We start from the raw sequence: 16,256 nt of genomic DNA on the forward strand, positions 1-16,256 counted from the left end.
TGATATAATTTCAACTTTTTAATAAATTTATCCTAAAAATTGATATAAAAGCAATGTTAAAAAGCATCCAAAGGCAGCTCCAAATAATACTTCCAATATGGAGTGTATCTGAGAATCCACTCTACTTTGTGCTACAATAATTGCTAATAAGTATGACAATATCATAATTAATGGTTCATTTGTTAATAGTGTTATAGTTGTTGCTATAGAAAAAGCTATAGCACTATGTCCACTAGGCATTCCTCCTTTTAATGGCGTACCTTCATCATAAATAGCTTTAACAACCAAAGTTGCTATACTTACAATTACTAACATTAAAAATATCATATGTGGATCAGAATTTCTTATTTTAAAAAGAATATTTATAGTAAAGGGCATTAATCTATCCCAAAATATTATATACCCTACTAATACAGAGTTAAAAGCAGTAATTAAAACTGCACCAGCTGCAACATTTTTGGCTATTTTAGCTAATGGGTGATAATAGTTAGTAGTAGCATCTATAGCACATTCTATTGCTGTATTAATCATTTCTGCAACAATAACCATGGTTATTGTTATTGTAGTTATTAAAAGTTCAATTTTAGTTAAGTCATAAAAGAAACATAAACATAACACTAAAATAGCTACTATCATATGTATTCTCATATTTCTTTGAGTCCTTATAGTATGTATTATTCCCTCAATTGCATAATTAAAGCTATCTACTAATTTTTTGACTCTCATTTTCAATACCACCTTAAAAATTATGACATGTAGATAAAACCACATGCCAATAAATTGCTTTATTCAATTGACAATAATTATTTATATTTTCAAAGAAAAATTTTGTATGAAAGTTAAAATGGTGTATAAGTTTAATTTCCCCAAGTAATCCTATAAGTTATATTCAAAAATAATTAATTAGTATATTAACCTATTCCCCTTATTTTATCCCATACGATTAATATTAAACTTATTTAATATTTCCTCTTCTCTTTTACGCATTAAAACTTTATCATTTTCCTCCATATGGTCATATCCTAATAAATGCAATATAGAATGTACCACTAGATACATAACTTCTCTTATAAATGAATGGCCATACTCCTCAGCTTGCTCTGCAGCCTTTTCAAGAGACAGCGCCATGTCTCCTAATACTAAATTGCCTTCATTTAGATCACAAAAATCAAATTCATAGTCTAAATACATTTCCTTAAAGACTTTTCCATCTTCGTAATCAAGCATTGGAAAAGATAGTACATCGGTAGCTTTATCTATGTCCCTTTGCTCCTTATTAATTTTTCTAATTTCTTCATTGTCTATAAAAATAATACTTATTTCAAAGGGAATATTAACGCCTTCTTCCTTTAATGTATATTCAATTATGTCTTTTATTTTATTCTCTAGTTCTTCTGCCATTTCGATTTTATCTTGCCTATTATCTAAAAATATCATTTATTACTCCTTCTTTTCTTCCAACTTTAATTTCTCTAGTGGATATTCAATTCTTTCATGATAAATCCCTTTTAATACCTTTAAAAATGATTCTTTAATTTTTTGAAGTTCCTTAAAAGTTAACTCACAATCATCTAATTGATTTTCTGCTAACCTTCCTTTAAATATATTATCCACCATTTGTTCTATTTTTTCTTTTGTAGGATTTGGTATTGATCTTACAGAAGCTTCAACTCCATCTGCCAACATCACAATAGCAGCTTCTTTACTTATTGGTACTGGTCCTTTATATTTATAATCTTCCTCATTTACCTCATCAGGATTTGAACTTTGATTTTTCATAGTTATATAAAAATATTTAACTAACGAATCCCCATGATGCTGTGCTATAACATCTTGTATAGCAGTAGGTAGCTTATAACTCTTAGCTAACTTTATTCCATCACTAACATGAGAGGTTATAATTAAAGCACTAAGTTTTGGAGAAATTTTGTCATGAGGATTATCTCCACTAAACTGATTTTCTTTAAAATAGTATGGCCTTTCAATTTTACCTACATCATGATAGTAAGCAGATACCCTAGCTAGTACCGCATTCGCCCCAACTGCTTCTGCTGCCATTTCAGCTAAATTTGCCACAAGTACACTGTGGTGATATGTTCCTGGTGCCTCCATAAGTAATCTTTTTAAAAGAGGATGATTCGGATTGGCAAGTTCTAATAATTTGATGTTAGTTACTATGTCAAAAATATTTTCTAAAAATGGTAACATTCCTATAGCTAATATTCCTGAAATAATACTAGACATTGCAGTTATTGTTGCTTTTACTATTATCTCTGCTATATGATTACTTAGTGCATATCCTATAGTTAATGTAAATATAAAATTTAATGCTGCTATATAAATGCATGAATATAAAATATCATTTCTCTGTTGTACTTTTTTCAATATAATAGGAGCAGCTACAGAATTTATAACTGCAATAATAGTTATTTCTACATTAAATCGCACAATAACACTTATTAATATGGCGTTCAAAACATTAATTGTCATTGATACTTTATCATCAATTAATATAGATAATAATATAGGTACACATGCAAATGGAATTAAATAAGGTGATATAATATATAAAGTCCTTGCAAGTATTAAAGAAATACAAGTAAGAATATTTATAACCATTATTTTATTAGATTTTTTATAAATTTCTTTACAATTCCATTTTAAATAGTACCACTGTATTAATGTTACAGAAAGTAATAATACAATTAAACTTATATGAAAATTTAACCTTAAAGACTTATCTTTATTTAATAGTCCTAATTCTTTTAACACTTCGATTTGAGCACCTGTTACTGGTTCACCCTCTTTTACAATGATTTGGTCTTTTTTTATTATAACAGGCTTTACTGCTTTTTTAGCTTCCTCTTTTAGATCCTCTGTTTTATCATAGTCAATAAAAAAATTTGGCTTGACTTGCGAATATCCTATGACCATTCCTAAGTCCTTAACATTCTTAGAAAATCTTGAATTGTTAAATTTTGTAGTTATTACTCCTTGTGCCAAAACTATATCTTCAGGTCTATTTTCACGTATAGTTACTTCATCAAAAATTTTATTAGTTGTACTTATTAAAAAACTTTTTAATTCATCCAATTGTTTTTCATCTAAAGAAAGTAAAGTGGTGTAATTTTCATCAGATAAATTAGAAATTTTTGATGATTTTTTTAGCTCTTGAAGTCTTTTTTCTTCCATATTGGCTTTATTAGCTTCCGATACTGTATTCAGAGGATATTGCTTGTTAATTTTAGCTACAGTTTCAAATAAATCTTCAATATTTTTTACTGCTACTTTACTGATGTTTGCATCATAGGTATATACATCTTGAATATGTTTTACAGAATCTTCAATAAGCCTCTCCGTAGCAATCTGATCTTGAATATCTTTCGATGCTTTTATATCACTCTTAGCTATGTCTCCTACCTCTAAGTCATAAGTTTCTGTAATCATTGAGGTGCTAAGTATAAAATAAATTATTAAAGTAGTAACAACAAAGATACCTCTCTGAGACAATTTGGGTAACTTAACTCTTTTATTCTTCTTAGAATATTTCATTATATCCCAACTTTCTTTTCTCTAGTTTCTAGAAATCTACTCCAAAACTTCTTCTTTATCAGCAATCTCTTCAATAGCAATATTTTCTTCTGCTATTACTAATAAGTTCACTATATAATTATCTTCCATTTTTTTAATCTCAGGTATTACCTCTAATATACTTACGGATTTATCAAGGTTTAAAATTATATTTCTATTTAGTTCTTTTACCACTTCATCTACATCAGTTGGTACTTTTTCTTCCACTACCTCATAATAAGTTTCAGTTTTTATAATTCCCTTGTTATTGTCTATTTTATCATAATTTTCAAAGTCATTTAAGCCATTTCTTATATAAAATTTTTTATCTTTAAATTCTATATAATAGCTTTTCGATACCTTACCAGTTCTTTCTCTTTTTACTGTATATTCAGGCACCTCTTTACTTTCTTCATAAAAAGTCTTAGCATATACAGTACCTTCTGCTTTAACATTATATTCTTTTCCTTCTTTTCCTTGCTCCGATTTTATTAATAAATCTCCTTGCTTTACAATCTTACCTGGTTCAACCATAGTAGTACCTGATGTTGAGAATATTCTATCCACTTCACCGTCTTTTGACGCCACAATATTTCCTGTAGTTTTATGTTCTCTAATCTTAGGAGGGGCTTGTCGTTCTGCCACTTGTACCATTAATTTAGAGCCCTCAATTCTAGCTTTAACCCACATCACTTCATCATTGTCCTCTATAATCTTTTCTTCCAATTTATATACATCAAAATCCTTTTTAAATGTCCCCCTATCTATTCCGTAAGATTTAAGTAACATTCTTATTTCAAAAGGTGATAAATACTTATCTGTAATTATCTCTACCTTCCATATAAAGCTACTTAGATAATATAAAATACCTATAAACAATATTAAAGTTATTACTAAAGTTTTTCTTCTTTTAAGTTTTAAAAGCTTAAAAGTAACTCCCTTTCTCTTTAAAACTTTAATTCTACTATTAGTCTTCGTTGCTCCTTCTAAAACGGCATTATAATCTTTTAACCCTATTTCCATGGTGTAGTTTGTTAAACTTCTTCTTTTAACATTTTTAATTACAACATCATTTCTCCACAAAAAATTTATAAACTTTTCCGGCTTTAAACTTTGAACTTCTATAACTAATATTCCATTACCATATTTTTTTATATTATTCATTTTCTCCATATTCAATAGATTTAAACTTTCCAGTTAAAACTATTGTACTTCCTCCTACAAATATAATTTCAAAGTCTCCGCCTAAAATTGTAATTATAGCTATTGAAGATTTTACCTTAACCATTTCTTTTTCAAATAAAATAATACCTTTATGATTTTCTATAGTAATTTCATTATTTGATACTATTGTTATTTTAGGGATGTCCATTATTACTTCTCTAGGAATATCTAACTTGTTAGCTAAGCGCTCTGTGGCATTTTGTAATTTATTATTCAAAATAATCACCTCTTATTTCTGTTTAGGTATCTGAAATAAAATAATTAGTCAAAGATGCAAGAATATTTTGTGTCAGATAAGGCGTCAGGTTCCAATGATAGTTATGCTATCACTGGCTTCTGACAACGCAGTATGTCACAAAATAGTCTAGCATACTGACTTTTTATTTTTTTGAAGATGCTTTATATAAATTAAGGCTAATATATATGTTAAATTTTATGATTACTTATCAAAATAAATTACTTTAAAGAAAAAAATCGTAACTTTGTCACGATTTTTTAATTAATATTTAATCTTCAAATATATATATATATATATACAAAAAGAACCCAGATAATTCTGAGTTCTTATTTATTCAAATATTCTTTAACTATTTGACTTACAATTTTTCCATCTGCTCTGCCATTTGTACTTGGTCTAACAGCAGCCATTACTTTTCCCATATCTTTCATGCTATTTGCGCCCAATTTCACCGCTGACTCTCGAACAATTTCTCGAATTTCATCTTCAGTTAACTGCTGAGGAAGGTATTGTAGCAAGATATCTATTTCAGCATTAGTGCTGTCTACTAAATCTTGTCTATTTCCTTTTTCAAATTCTTGCAAAGCATCACGTCTCTGCTTAACTTCCTTAGCTAAAACCTCAATGACTTGATCATCATTAAGACTTGATTTATTATCTTTTTCTACTTGTAATATAGCAGCTTTTGCCATGCTTATCACTGAAGCCTTAAATTTTTCTTTTTCTTTTAAGGCATTTTTCCAGTCTTCTTGTAATCTATCCTTAAGGGACATAGCCTGTTACCTTCTTTCAAAAATTCTATTTGAATTTTCTCTTTCTTGCAGCTTCTGATTTTTTCTTTTTCTTAACACTTGGCTTTTCGTAGTGCTCTCTTTTTCTTACCTCTGAAAGAACACCAGCTCTTGCACATTTTTTCTTAAATCTTCTTAAAGCATTCTCTAGTGATTCGTTTTCTCCAACTCTGATTTCTGACATTATTATCCCTCCCTCCGCTAGCTCAATTCAACTTTTAAATTAAAAGTAGCCAATGCGGGGCATAAATAGCACATTTTTAATTATACAATATAATTTTGCCTACTGTCAAGATTTTCATTATTTTTTCTTTAGCCTGGTGGCCACTTTAAACTTCTTCCAGCTAAAAGATGAAAATGTATATGATTTACTGTTTGCCCACCATCTTTTCCTGTATTAGTTACAACTCTATAACCACTCTCATCTATTCCTAGCTCTTTTGCAATATTTTGTATTGTTAAAAATATATGTGAAATAAGATGGGAATTTTGGTGATTTAAATCATTAATACTAGCTATATGAATTTTAGGAATTACAAGTACATGAATTGGTGCTTCTGGGTTTATATCCTTAAAAGCAAGCACTTTATCATCTTCATAAACCTTATTGCAAGGTATTTCGCCGTTAATTATCTTGCAAAATATACAATCACTCATTTTCTCACCTCCAATTTAATCTAATTGATAATAAACAACAATAAAGTTATTATTTTTGTTTTACTAAAATATTATTCTACAAAAACAATATTTTTCCTTCAAGAAAATTCATTAGAAATAAATTAAGTAATTATAATAAAATAAATAAGTCTTCCTTATTATTAAATTTATTATACTTCACCTAAAATATATCCTTTATTTATTTCTTTAAGTTTAGTTTCTACTATTTTCCCTTGTAAATTTTCATTACTTTTTGTAATAACCTTAATATAGTTTGGAGTATATCCTACATAGTGATTACTTAACTCTTTACTTTCTTCTTCATACAACACTTTCATTGTACGTCCTATAAATTTATTCATAAATTCATTTTCTAATTTTTCTGCTAAAGTAATTAATGATTCACTTCTTTGTTCTTTTATATTGCCATCTACTTGAAGCATCATTTCTGCTGCCTTTGTACCTTTTCTTGGACTGTACTTAAAAATGTGCATTTTAGAAAGTTTTATCTCACTTAAGAATTTATATGTTTCATTAAAATCTCTTTCACTTTCCCCTGGAAAACCTGCAATAATATCTGTAGTTATAGATACATCACTTATATATTTTCTAAGATTTTCAACTACGATTTTATAATCCTCTGTAGTGTAGTGTCTGTTCATTCTTTTTAAAGTAGCATCACATCCACTTTGAAGTGATAAATGGAAATGAGGACACATTTTTTCTAAAGTAGTTATTTTCTCTATAACTCCTTCTGAAAAAAAGGTAGGATCAATAGAACCTATTCTTATTCTTTCAATTCCTTCTACCTTATTTATTTCTTCTAATACTTTTACTAAAGACCAATCTCCTTCTAAATCTACTCCATAAGAAGCTGTATGTACTCCAGATAATATTATTTCTTTAAATCCATTTTCAGAAAGCTCATGAACTTCCTTTAATAATTTTTTAGGGTCTTTACTGCAAACTGCACCTCTCGCAAAGGGAATTAAACAATAGGAGCAGAATTTGTTGCATCCATCCTGTATTTTTAAGAAAGCGCGAGTTTTATCTTGATACTGCTCTATGTCTAATTCTTCAAAATTTTTATTTCTAAGTACATCACTTACTTCTACAAATTGTTTTTTTTCTTCTCTAGCTCTATTTACATAGTAAACAATATCTCCCTTGTTTCTAGTACCTAAAACTACATCAACACCTTCAATTTTAGCAATTTCGTCAGAAGCTATTTGAGAATAACATCCTACAACAGCAATTATAGCATCAGGATTTTTTCTTCTTGCTCTAGAAATCATTTGCCTTGATTTCTTATCTCCCATATTAGTTACAGTGCAGGTATTTATAACATATACATCTGAAAATTCTTCAAAATTAGTTATCTCATATCCATCTTTTATAAACTTTTCTATCATAGCCTCTGATTCATATACATTAACTCTACATCCTAATGTAGAAAAAGCAACTTTCATTATATATTTCCTCCTAAATCTCCTAGCTCATACATAAGAAGGCTCAAGGCTACAAAACCTGCCGTTTCAGTTCTTAAGATTCTTGGTCCTAAGGTTACAATATGCGCTCCTACTTTTTCAAGTTTTAAAATTTCTTCTTCCTCGAAGCCTCCTTCTGGACCTATAATAATAGCTATATTTTCAATTTGAGTATTTGCTAAATCGCTAATTAATTTTTTAATTCCGTCCCCTTCCTTATTTTCATAAGGGACTACAATTAAATCCATATCTTTTAATTTTATTAGAAGCTCTTCAAACTCTATAGGTACGTTTATATTAGGTATTAAACTTCTTTTACTTTGCTTACAAGCTTCAAGAGCTATTCTATTCCATCTATCTACCTTCTTAAACTCTGAATCATTTTTAACTACAACTCTTTCTGTAATTATTGGAGTTATACTTCTGATTCCAAGTTCAGTATTTTTTTGAACAATTAAATCCATTTTTGTAGATTTAGGCATTCCTTGAAAAAGATGAACCTTAATATTGCTTTCATTGTTTAGCTCTACCTCTTCAAGGATATTAATAATAACCTCTTTTTTATTAATATCAATAAGCTCCCCTATATACTCTTTACCTTCACAGTTATTAATATTAACTTTTTCGCCCTCTTTAAGTCTTAAAACTTTATATATATGTTTAACATCATCACCTTCAATGGTGCATTTATTTCCTACTATGTTATCCTTAGATACAAAAAACTTATGCATTTATATCTTCTCCCTTTAAATTACGCTTTTGACACTATACAAGCCCACTCACCATCATTAATTACTTCTAAAATCTCAAATCCACAAGATTTTAATTTATTAATAACGTCTTCCTGTCTTGATAGAATTATTCCTGAAGAAATAAAGTATCCATCTCTCTTTATAAACTCTTTAACACCTTCTGCTAAAAATATTATAACGTCAGCTATGATATTTGCTACTACTATATTTGCTTTTCCATCAACAACCTCCATTAAATCTCCATGAAGAACCTCCACATTATCTATGTGATTGTATGACACGTTCTTTCTAGCAGAGTCTACTGCTACAGGATCCAAATCTACAGCTATGACTTTTTCTGCTCCTAATTTTGAAGCAGAAATAGATAATATTCCTGATCCTGTTCCTATATCAAAAACTACACTATTTTTATCAACATATTTTTCTAATGATTTGATACACATTCTTGTAGTTTCATGAGTACCAGTACCAAAAGCCATTCCTGGGTCTAATTCTACTATTACATCATTATCTTCAGGCTCATAATTCTCCCAAATAGGCTTAACAAGTATCTTATCTCCTATTTTTGTAGGTTTATAATATTTTTTCCAATTATTCTCCCACTCTTCTTCATTAACTTTCATAGCGGTAACTACACCTTCACCTTTATCAAAACCAAATTCAGGAAGTTTTTCAACACTTTCTTTTATGTACTCTAGATACTCATCAAAATTTTCATCTTTTTTGAAATATCCTTTAACTACAGCTCCCGTTTTTATATCTAATATGGTTTCATCAAAATAATCCCAATCTCCAGGATTTCTTTTTTTAAACTCTACATCTTCCGAATCAATTATAGATACCCCTTTTACTCCAGTATTATAGAAAAAGCCTGATACAGCTTCTGTCGCTTCACTACTTGTAACTACAGTTACTTCTATCCAATCCTTATCCATTGTCATTCCTCCAATTAAATTTAGGCATTTTTAAAAATAAATAGTCAATGTCCTATCCTATTTTACATAATAGCACATTATCCTAAGACATCTTTATTATAAATAGGCTTTTAACCTCTATCTCTTCTCTAGCTAATTATTTTACTTCATATGCCTTATATAAATTTTATTTTTTCAATTAAATTTAGTATCATTATTATATACTATCATAATTTTTAACCTTTTTAAATTTTATAATCAATTATTTTTTCAATGGAAAGTGTAAAAATAAAGAAACCCCACTTTTAAAGTGAAGTTTCTAATAATTTATTTTTTATTTCCAAATAAATTAAACTTTTTCTTAGTTTCTCCAATTTCCTCTGTAGATTCTCCACTGGCTTCCATAAACATTCTAAGTGCTTCTACTTGTTTATCATTCAATTCCTTTGGAACATCTACTATAACCTTAACATATTGATCGCCACGTCCTGCAGAATTAACTCTAGGTACACCTTTTCCTTTTAGTCTAAATATAGTTCCTGGTTGGGTTCCTGCAGGTATTCTGTATTTAACATCACCATCAACAGTTGGAACTGTAATTTCAATTCCTAGTGCTGCATTAGCAAAACTAATATGTGTCTCTATATGAATATCAAAGCCTTGTCTCTTAAAGGTTTTATGTGGTGCCACTCTTAAATTTATATATAAATCTCCTGAAGGACCTCCATTTTCGCCTGCTTCCCCTTGTGCTCTTAAAGGCATAACATTACCGCTATCTACACCTGCTGGTATATTAACAGTTATCTTTCTAGTCTTTCTTTCTTTACCACTACCATGGCATGATGTACATGGCTCATCGATTATTTGCCCCTTACCTCTACATGCATCACAAGTAGTAGTTGAAGCAATAACTCCTATTGGAGTTTGTCTTTGTACTCTTATTTGACCTGAACCATTACATTTAGTACAAGTTTTAGCAGATGTTCCCGGACTTGCACCTGTGCCATTACAAGTTTCACAGCTTTCTCTTCTTGTTACAGAGATTTCTTTTTCTACTCCAAATACAGCCTCTTCAAAGGTTAAATTTAAATTATATTCAAGGTCAGCACCTTTTCTTGGAGCATTTTTTCTATTTCCTCCACCGAAGCCGCCAAAGCCGCCTCCAAATATATCGCTGAAAATATCGCCAAAATCAAAGCCGCCTCCACTAAAGTCAAAGCCTCCAAAACCTTGACCATTAAAATCGGCAGTTCCAAATTGGTCATATCTTTGTCTCTTTTCCGCATCAGATAATACTTGGTACGCTTCATTTACTTCTTTAAATTTTTCTTCTGATTCTTTATCTCCTGGGTTTCTATCAGGGTGATATTTTAATGCTGATTTTTTAAAAGCTCTTTTTATATCATCTTCACTAGCATTCTTATCTACACCTAAAACCTCATAATAATCCTTATTTGCCATTAATTCTTTCACCACCTATTATACTCTGTTTTATACTATAAAACATCTTTAGCATAAATTCAACTTCTATTAGTTTATTATGTATAATTCCTAAAATATGCTACTAATATTTAATTAATGTACAATTCACTATTATGAACATTTCTCATTTTTAGAGAAACTTCAACTTGACTTCTTTTTAAAAGTAAATAAGTTGCCTTTAATATAGAATAAGTAAAAGGCATACCTTCTCAACACAGTGTCTTAACAAAACCATTTAAGTAAAATTAGTTTTAACTTCATTGTGTATTATTTAAAATTATCAATTTAATAGATTATTGTATAAGTTTAGCTAAATTAAGGGAGGGGCGTTATACCCATCCCTTAATTAAAATAATTAATCTACTTTGTAATCAGCATCAACTACATTATCATCTTCTGGTCCGTTTTGTCCCATGTTATTTGGATCTTGTGGGTCTTGTGGTCCTTGACCTTGTGCAGCCTCTGCTTGATAAATCTTAGAAGATACAGCATAGAATGCTTGAGTTAATTCTTCTGTAGCTTTTTTAATAGCTTCTAAATCTTCTCCATCTTTAACTTTCTTTAGAGCTTCTAATTTTTCATTTATTGAAGTTTTATCTTCAGCTGATACTTTATCACCTAATTCATTTAAAGTTTTTTCAGTTTGATATGCCACTTGATCAGCATTATTCTTAATCTCTATATTTTCTTTTCTCTTCTTATCTTCTTCAGCAAATCTTTCTGCTTCATTTACTGCATTTTGAATTTCATCTTCACTTAAATTAGTAGAAGCAGTAATTGTAATGTTTGCTTCTTTTCCTGTTCCTTTATCCTTAGCTGTAACGTTAACTATACCATTAGCATCTATATCAAAAGTAACTTCAATTTGAGGAATTCCTCTTGGAGCTGGTGCTATTCCTGATAATGTAAATCTTCCTAGAGTTTTGTTATCAGCTGCCATTTGTCTTTCACCTTGAACAACGTGAATTTCAACAGATGTTTGACCATCTTGAGCTGTAGAGAATACTTGGCTTTTCTTAGTTGGAATTGTAGTATTTCTCTCAATTAAAGCAGTAGCAACTCCTCCTAAAGTTTCAATTCCTAAAGTTAATGGAGTAACGTCTAATAGTAATACATCCTTAACATCTCCTGTTAATACACCTGCTTGTATTGCTGCACCTGCTGCAACACACTCATCTGGGTTAACTCCTTTTGAAGGCTCTTTTCCTGTAAAGTTTTTAACTGCTTCTTGTATAGCAGGAATTCTTGTTGATCCTCCTACTAATACAATTTTATCTATTTCATTTATACTTAATCCTGCATCTTGTAATGCTTTTTTCATTGGCTCTATTGTTCTTTGTACTAGGTCATGAGTTAATTCATTAAACTTAGCTCTTGTTAAGTTTAAATCTATATGTTTTGGACCTGTAGCATCTGCAGTTATAAATGGTAAATTGATATTTGTTTGAGTTGATGAAGATAACTCAATCTTAGCTTTTTCAGCAGCTTCTTTTAATCTTTGAAGTGCCATTTTATCATTTCTTAAGTCTATACCATTTTCTGCTTTAAAAGTATTTGCTATATAATCTATAATTTTTTGGTCAAAGTCATCTCCACCAAGTTTTGTATCTCCAGTTGTAGATTTAACTTCAAACACTCCATCTCCAAGCTCTAATATAGATACGTCAAAAGTACCTCCACCTAAGTCATAAACAAATATTTTTTGGTTTTTATCCATTTTATCAAGACCATAAGCAAGTGATGCTGCTGTTGGCTCATTGATTATTCTCTTAACATCTAAACCTGCAATTCTACCTGCATCTTTAGTTGCTTGTCTTTCACTGTCATTAAAATATGCTGGAACTGTTATAACAGCTTCTGTTACTGTTTCTCCTAAATATGCCTCTGCATCAGCTTTAATTTTTTGAAGAATCATTGCTGATATTTCTTGAGGAGTATATTCCTTTTCATCTATTTTAACTTTATGGTTAGTTCCCATATGTCTTTTTATTGATATTATTGTTTTATCTGGATTTGTGATTGCTTGTCTTTTTGCTACTTGACCTACTAATCTTTCTCCATCTGCTAAAAAAGATACTACTGAAGGAGTAGTTCTTGCACCTTCTGCATTTGGAATTATAACTGGTTCTCCACCTTCCATAACAGCCACACATGAATTTGTTGTACCTAAATCAATACCTATTATTTTTCCCATTGTATTTACCTCCTAAATGTTAATTTGCAACTTTTACCATACTATATCTTAATACTTTATTTCCTTTTTTATATCCTTTTAAGAAAACTTCTGCAATTTGATTTTTACCTAAATTCTCATCTTCTACATGCATAACAGCATTATGAAGATTAGGATCGAATTCAATATCTGTAGCAACTTCCTCTACTCCTAATTTTTCAAATGAAGTACTAAATTGCTTAACAGTCATCTCTATTCCCTTTTTTAGATCTTCTTCACTTCCACTAGCATTTAGTGCACGTTCAAGATTATCTAGAACAGGGAACATTTCCTTTAGAACATCTCCGCAAGCATCTACATAAATATTCTCTTTTTCTTTTGCTGTTCTTTTCCTATAGTTATCATATTCAGCAGTTAATCTTAAAATTCTATCTTTTAATGATGATAATTCCTGTTTTAGACTTTCATTTTCTTCTTTTAAAGCTTTTACATCATAAAGTTCTGGTGATGATATGTCTTCAAACTCTTTATCCTCATTTATTTCAGATTCTTCTAAAGTCTCTTCAACATTATCAACTTCTTCATTATTTTTTAAAGCCTCTTCCATCTTTTTATTTTTCAGATCTTCATCTATATTTTGCACTTCTCATTCCTCCATTCCAAAGCTATTATAATACAACGATTTTACTTAAAACCGTTGTATTTTTTTGATATATTAATATTTAGTTCATTAACTATGCTATTAAGGACTGCAATTACCTTACCATAGGGAATTCTAGTGGGCCCTATAACTCCTATAGTTCCTAATGAATTGCCATTATAACTATATGTTGCAGTTATTATGCTGCAATCTTTAGCGCATTCCATAAAATTCTCTCGCCCAATTTTTATAGATAATTCGCCTTCATCATTTTCAAGAATATTACTGATATTTTCTGAATTATTAACTAACACTAAAAATTCCTTTGCTTTATCAATATTATTGTACTCAGGATAGTTAAAAATATTTGTGCTTCCTTCTATATAAACCTCACTATTTTCAGTATTCACCAAACTTTCATAAAGTACAGGAAGTATAGCATCGAATATTTCTTCATTTCCATGTAAATCTTTTTTTAGATTAATTAATAATTCTAAATTAATTTTTTCTACAGAAATATCTCTTAGTCTTATATTTAAAATATTATTTATTTTGAATAATGAATTATTATCAATTGGATTCTTAACTCTAATAACATTATGCTTTATTAAACCACTATCTGTGATAATTGTAGACAAAATACTATTCTTATCTAGGCTAATTAACTGTATATATTTAACAAAACTTTTTTTAACCGATGGTGCTTTTACAATAGATGTTAAATTTGTAAGTTCTGAAAGAATTTGAGTTGCACCTTTTACAATTTTGTCAATTTCACTAAAAGCTAAATCTACTAAATAATTTTTTATGGCACTTTCTTCTTCTTGAGTTAAAGAGGATAATTTCATAAGTCTATCTACATACAGCCTATACCCCTTATCTGAAGGTTTTCTTCCTGAAGAGGTATGTAATTGTTCTAAATATCCCATTTCCTCTAAGTCTGCCATCTCATTTCTTATAGTAGCTGAACTAATTCCTAAATCATACTTTTTAGCAATAGTTCTTGACCCTACAGGCTCTCCATAGATAATGTAGTCATTGATAATAGCCTGAAGTATATAAATTTTTCTATCATCAATCTTCATGTTATCACCTCTTTATTAGCACTCTCTATTATTGAGTGCTAATCACTACATTTTTAAAATATCATTTAAATTTTTAATTGTCAATACCCTTTATGATTTTTCTAGTAAAAATTCAGACATAATTATATTAGATACCTCTATTCCCCTTTCATTTAAAAATATTCTTTCCTCAGTTTCGCATAACATGTTTAAATATTTATACTTATTAATAACTTCTCCATAAATACTATGTATGTTTTGTGAAAATCTTTTCTCAAATTCTTCTTTTTTAATACCATGAATTTTTCTGAGACCTAAAAACATAAACTCTTCTACATTTTCTTCTAATGTATTTTCATTTTTATATACTAACGGGCTATTATATTTATTCATTCTCTCTATATAATCTTTTATATTTTCAGCATTTGAATACCTTATATTATCTATGTAAGAATGGGCGGCAACACCACAACCAATATAAGGATTTAAATCCCAATATACTAAGTTATGTTTACATTCCTTACCCTCTTTACAAAAATTAGAGATTTCATATTGGCTATAACCATATTTGCTTAAGGTTTTTAAAGTAGTAGAGTACATTTGTCGTTCAACATCTTCATTAGGTAAATTTAATTTTTTGTTTTTATTAAGATTAAAAAATGGAGTTTCTTCCTCAATAATTAAGCTATAACAAGATAAATGCTCTGGATCTAATGATGCTACTTCTTCAAGAGTTTCCGCCCACATCTTAAGGCTTTGATTGGGAAGTCCAAACATTAAATCTATATTAATATTATTAAAACCTAATTGTCTTGCCATTAAATAACTTTCTTTAAATTCTTCTATAGTATGAATCCTTCCTAAAGTTTTTAATAAACTATTCTGCCAAGCTTGAAGTCCTATACTTAATCTATTAACTCCCATATTTTTCAAAAACTCTAATTTCTCTTTTGTAAAGGTTCCTGGATTTCCTTCTACAGTAAATTCTACATCTTTATGAATATTTAGTTTATCTATACTTTCTTTTATTATCTTAAAGCCTTCTAAAGATAAATAGGTGGGAGTCCCCCCACCTATAAATATTGTTTTTATAACCGTCTCACTGCTTATGTTGTTAATTTCTTTAGATAAGGCTTTAGCATAATCGAGCATATACCCTTCATTGCCACTAAAAGAAGCAAAGTCACAATAAAAACATTTGTTTTTACAAAATGGAATATGAATATATAATGCTACCTTATTCATAATCTTATCCTCACTTTTT

General features: G+C 29.2%; 16 protein-coding genes. All 16 read right to left on the reverse strand.

Annotation, left to right across the window (positions count from 1 at the left end; translation table 11 throughout):
* Positions 1 to 27: 27 nt before the first annotated feature.
* Positions 28 to 726: a diacylglycerol kinase gene (locus ACY1IQ_RS03550; RefSeq protein WP_461612672.1), complete on the reverse strand. Its 699-nt coding sequence runs from the start codon at positions 724 to 726 to the stop codon at positions 28 to 30.
* Between the two features lie 204 nt (positions 727 to 930).
* On the reverse strand, positions 931 to 1,437 hold the full coding sequence (gene ybeY / locus ACY1IQ_RS03555; RefSeq protein WP_461612673.1) for an rRNA maturation RNase YbeY: 507 nt from the start codon (positions 1,435 to 1,437) through the stop codon (positions 931 to 933).
* A gap of 3 nt (positions 1,438 to 1,440) precedes the next feature.
* Positions 1,441 to 3,552, reverse strand: a complete 2,112-nt coding sequence (locus ACY1IQ_RS03560; RefSeq protein WP_461612674.1) for an HD family phosphohydrolase — start codon at positions 3,550 to 3,552, stop codon at positions 1,441 to 1,443.
* A gap of 36 nt (positions 3,553 to 3,588) precedes the next feature.
* Positions 3,589 to 4,734, reverse strand: a complete 1,146-nt coding sequence (gene yqfD / locus ACY1IQ_RS03565; protein WP_461612675.1) for a sporulation protein YqfD — start codon at positions 4,732 to 4,734, stop codon at positions 3,589 to 3,591.
* Complete coding sequence (gene yqfC, locus ACY1IQ_RS03570; RefSeq protein WP_461612676.1) at positions 4,727 to 5,011, reverse strand: sporulation protein YqfC; 285 nt, start codon at positions 5,009 to 5,011, stop codon at positions 4,727 to 4,729. Before yqfC ends, yqfD begins: the two co-directional genes overlap by 8 nt.
* 347 nt (positions 5,012 to 5,358) lie before the next feature.
* Positions 5,359 to 5,805, reverse strand: coding sequence for a GatB/YqeY domain-containing protein (locus ACY1IQ_RS03575; protein ID WP_461612677.1), 447 nt, complete (start codon positions 5,803 to 5,805; stop codon positions 5,359 to 5,361).
* A 25-nt stretch (positions 5,806 to 5,830) separates the two neighbouring features.
* Complete coding sequence (gene rpsU, locus ACY1IQ_RS03580; protein WP_034438108.1) at positions 5,831 to 6,007, reverse strand: 30S ribosomal protein S21; 177 nt, start codon at positions 6,005 to 6,007, stop codon at positions 5,831 to 5,833.
* 128 nt (positions 6,008 to 6,135) lie between these two features.
* Positions 6,136 to 6,480: a histidine triad nucleotide-binding protein gene (locus ACY1IQ_RS03585; protein WP_461612678.1), complete on the reverse strand. Its 345-nt coding sequence runs from the start codon at positions 6,478 to 6,480 to the stop codon at positions 6,136 to 6,138.
* A gap of 170 nt (positions 6,481 to 6,650) precedes the next feature.
* Positions 6,651 to 7,949 carry a tRNA (N(6)-L-threonylcarbamoyladenosine(37)-C(2))-methylthiotransferase MtaB gene (mtaB, locus tag ACY1IQ_RS03590; protein ID WP_461612679.1) on the reverse strand — a complete coding sequence of 433 codons (1,299 nt, stop codon included), beginning with the start codon at positions 7,947 to 7,949 and terminating at the stop codon, positions 6,651 to 6,653.
* Positions 7,949 to 8,698 carry a 16S rRNA (uracil(1498)-N(3))-methyltransferase gene (locus ACY1IQ_RS03595; RefSeq protein WP_461612680.1) on the reverse strand — a complete coding sequence of 250 codons (750 nt, stop codon included), beginning with the start codon at positions 8,696 to 8,698 and terminating at the stop codon, positions 7,949 to 7,951. The genes mtaB and ACY1IQ_RS03595 overlap by 1 nt, the downstream gene beginning before the upstream one ends.
* A 20-nt stretch (positions 8,699 to 8,718) precedes the next feature.
* The gene (gene prmA, locus ACY1IQ_RS03600) at positions 8,719 to 9,654 is read right to left on the reverse strand and encodes a 50S ribosomal protein L11 methyltransferase (RefSeq protein ID WP_461612681.1); all 936 of its coding nucleotides are present in this window, start codon (positions 9,652 to 9,654) and stop codon (positions 8,719 to 8,721) included.
* Between the two features lie 306 nt (positions 9,655 to 9,960).
* Complete coding sequence (gene dnaJ / locus ACY1IQ_RS03605) at positions 9,961 to 11,094, reverse strand: molecular chaperone DnaJ (RefSeq protein WP_461612682.1); 1,134 nt, start codon at positions 11,092 to 11,094, stop codon at positions 9,961 to 9,963.
* Between the two features lie 376 nt (positions 11,095 to 11,470).
* The gene (gene dnaK, locus ACY1IQ_RS03610; protein WP_461612683.1) at positions 11,471 to 13,309 is read right to left on the reverse strand and encodes a molecular chaperone DnaK; all 1,839 of its coding nucleotides are present in this window, start codon (positions 13,307 to 13,309) and stop codon (positions 11,471 to 11,473) included.
* Between the two features lie 19 nt (positions 13,310 to 13,328).
* On the reverse strand, positions 13,329 to 13,931 hold the full coding sequence (gene grpE, locus ACY1IQ_RS03615; protein ID WP_461612684.1) for a nucleotide exchange factor GrpE: 603 nt from the start codon (positions 13,929 to 13,931) through the stop codon (positions 13,329 to 13,331).
* A gap of 41 nt (positions 13,932 to 13,972) precedes the next feature.
* Positions 13,973 to 15,013 carry a heat-inducible transcriptional repressor HrcA gene (hrcA, locus tag ACY1IQ_RS03620; protein ID WP_461612685.1) on the reverse strand — a complete coding sequence of 347 codons (1,041 nt, stop codon included), beginning with the start codon at positions 15,011 to 15,013 and terminating at the stop codon, positions 13,973 to 13,975.
* A 90-nt stretch (positions 15,014 to 15,103) separates the two neighbouring features.
* The gene (gene hemW, locus ACY1IQ_RS03625; RefSeq protein ID WP_461612845.1) at positions 15,104 to 16,240 is read right to left on the reverse strand and encodes a radical SAM family heme chaperone HemW; all 1,137 of its coding nucleotides are present in this window, start codon (positions 16,238 to 16,240) and stop codon (positions 15,104 to 15,106) included.
* Positions 16,241 to 16,256 lie beyond the last annotated feature (16 nt).

This window comes from Clostridium sp. Marseille-QA1073 (genome assembly GCF_054863625.1).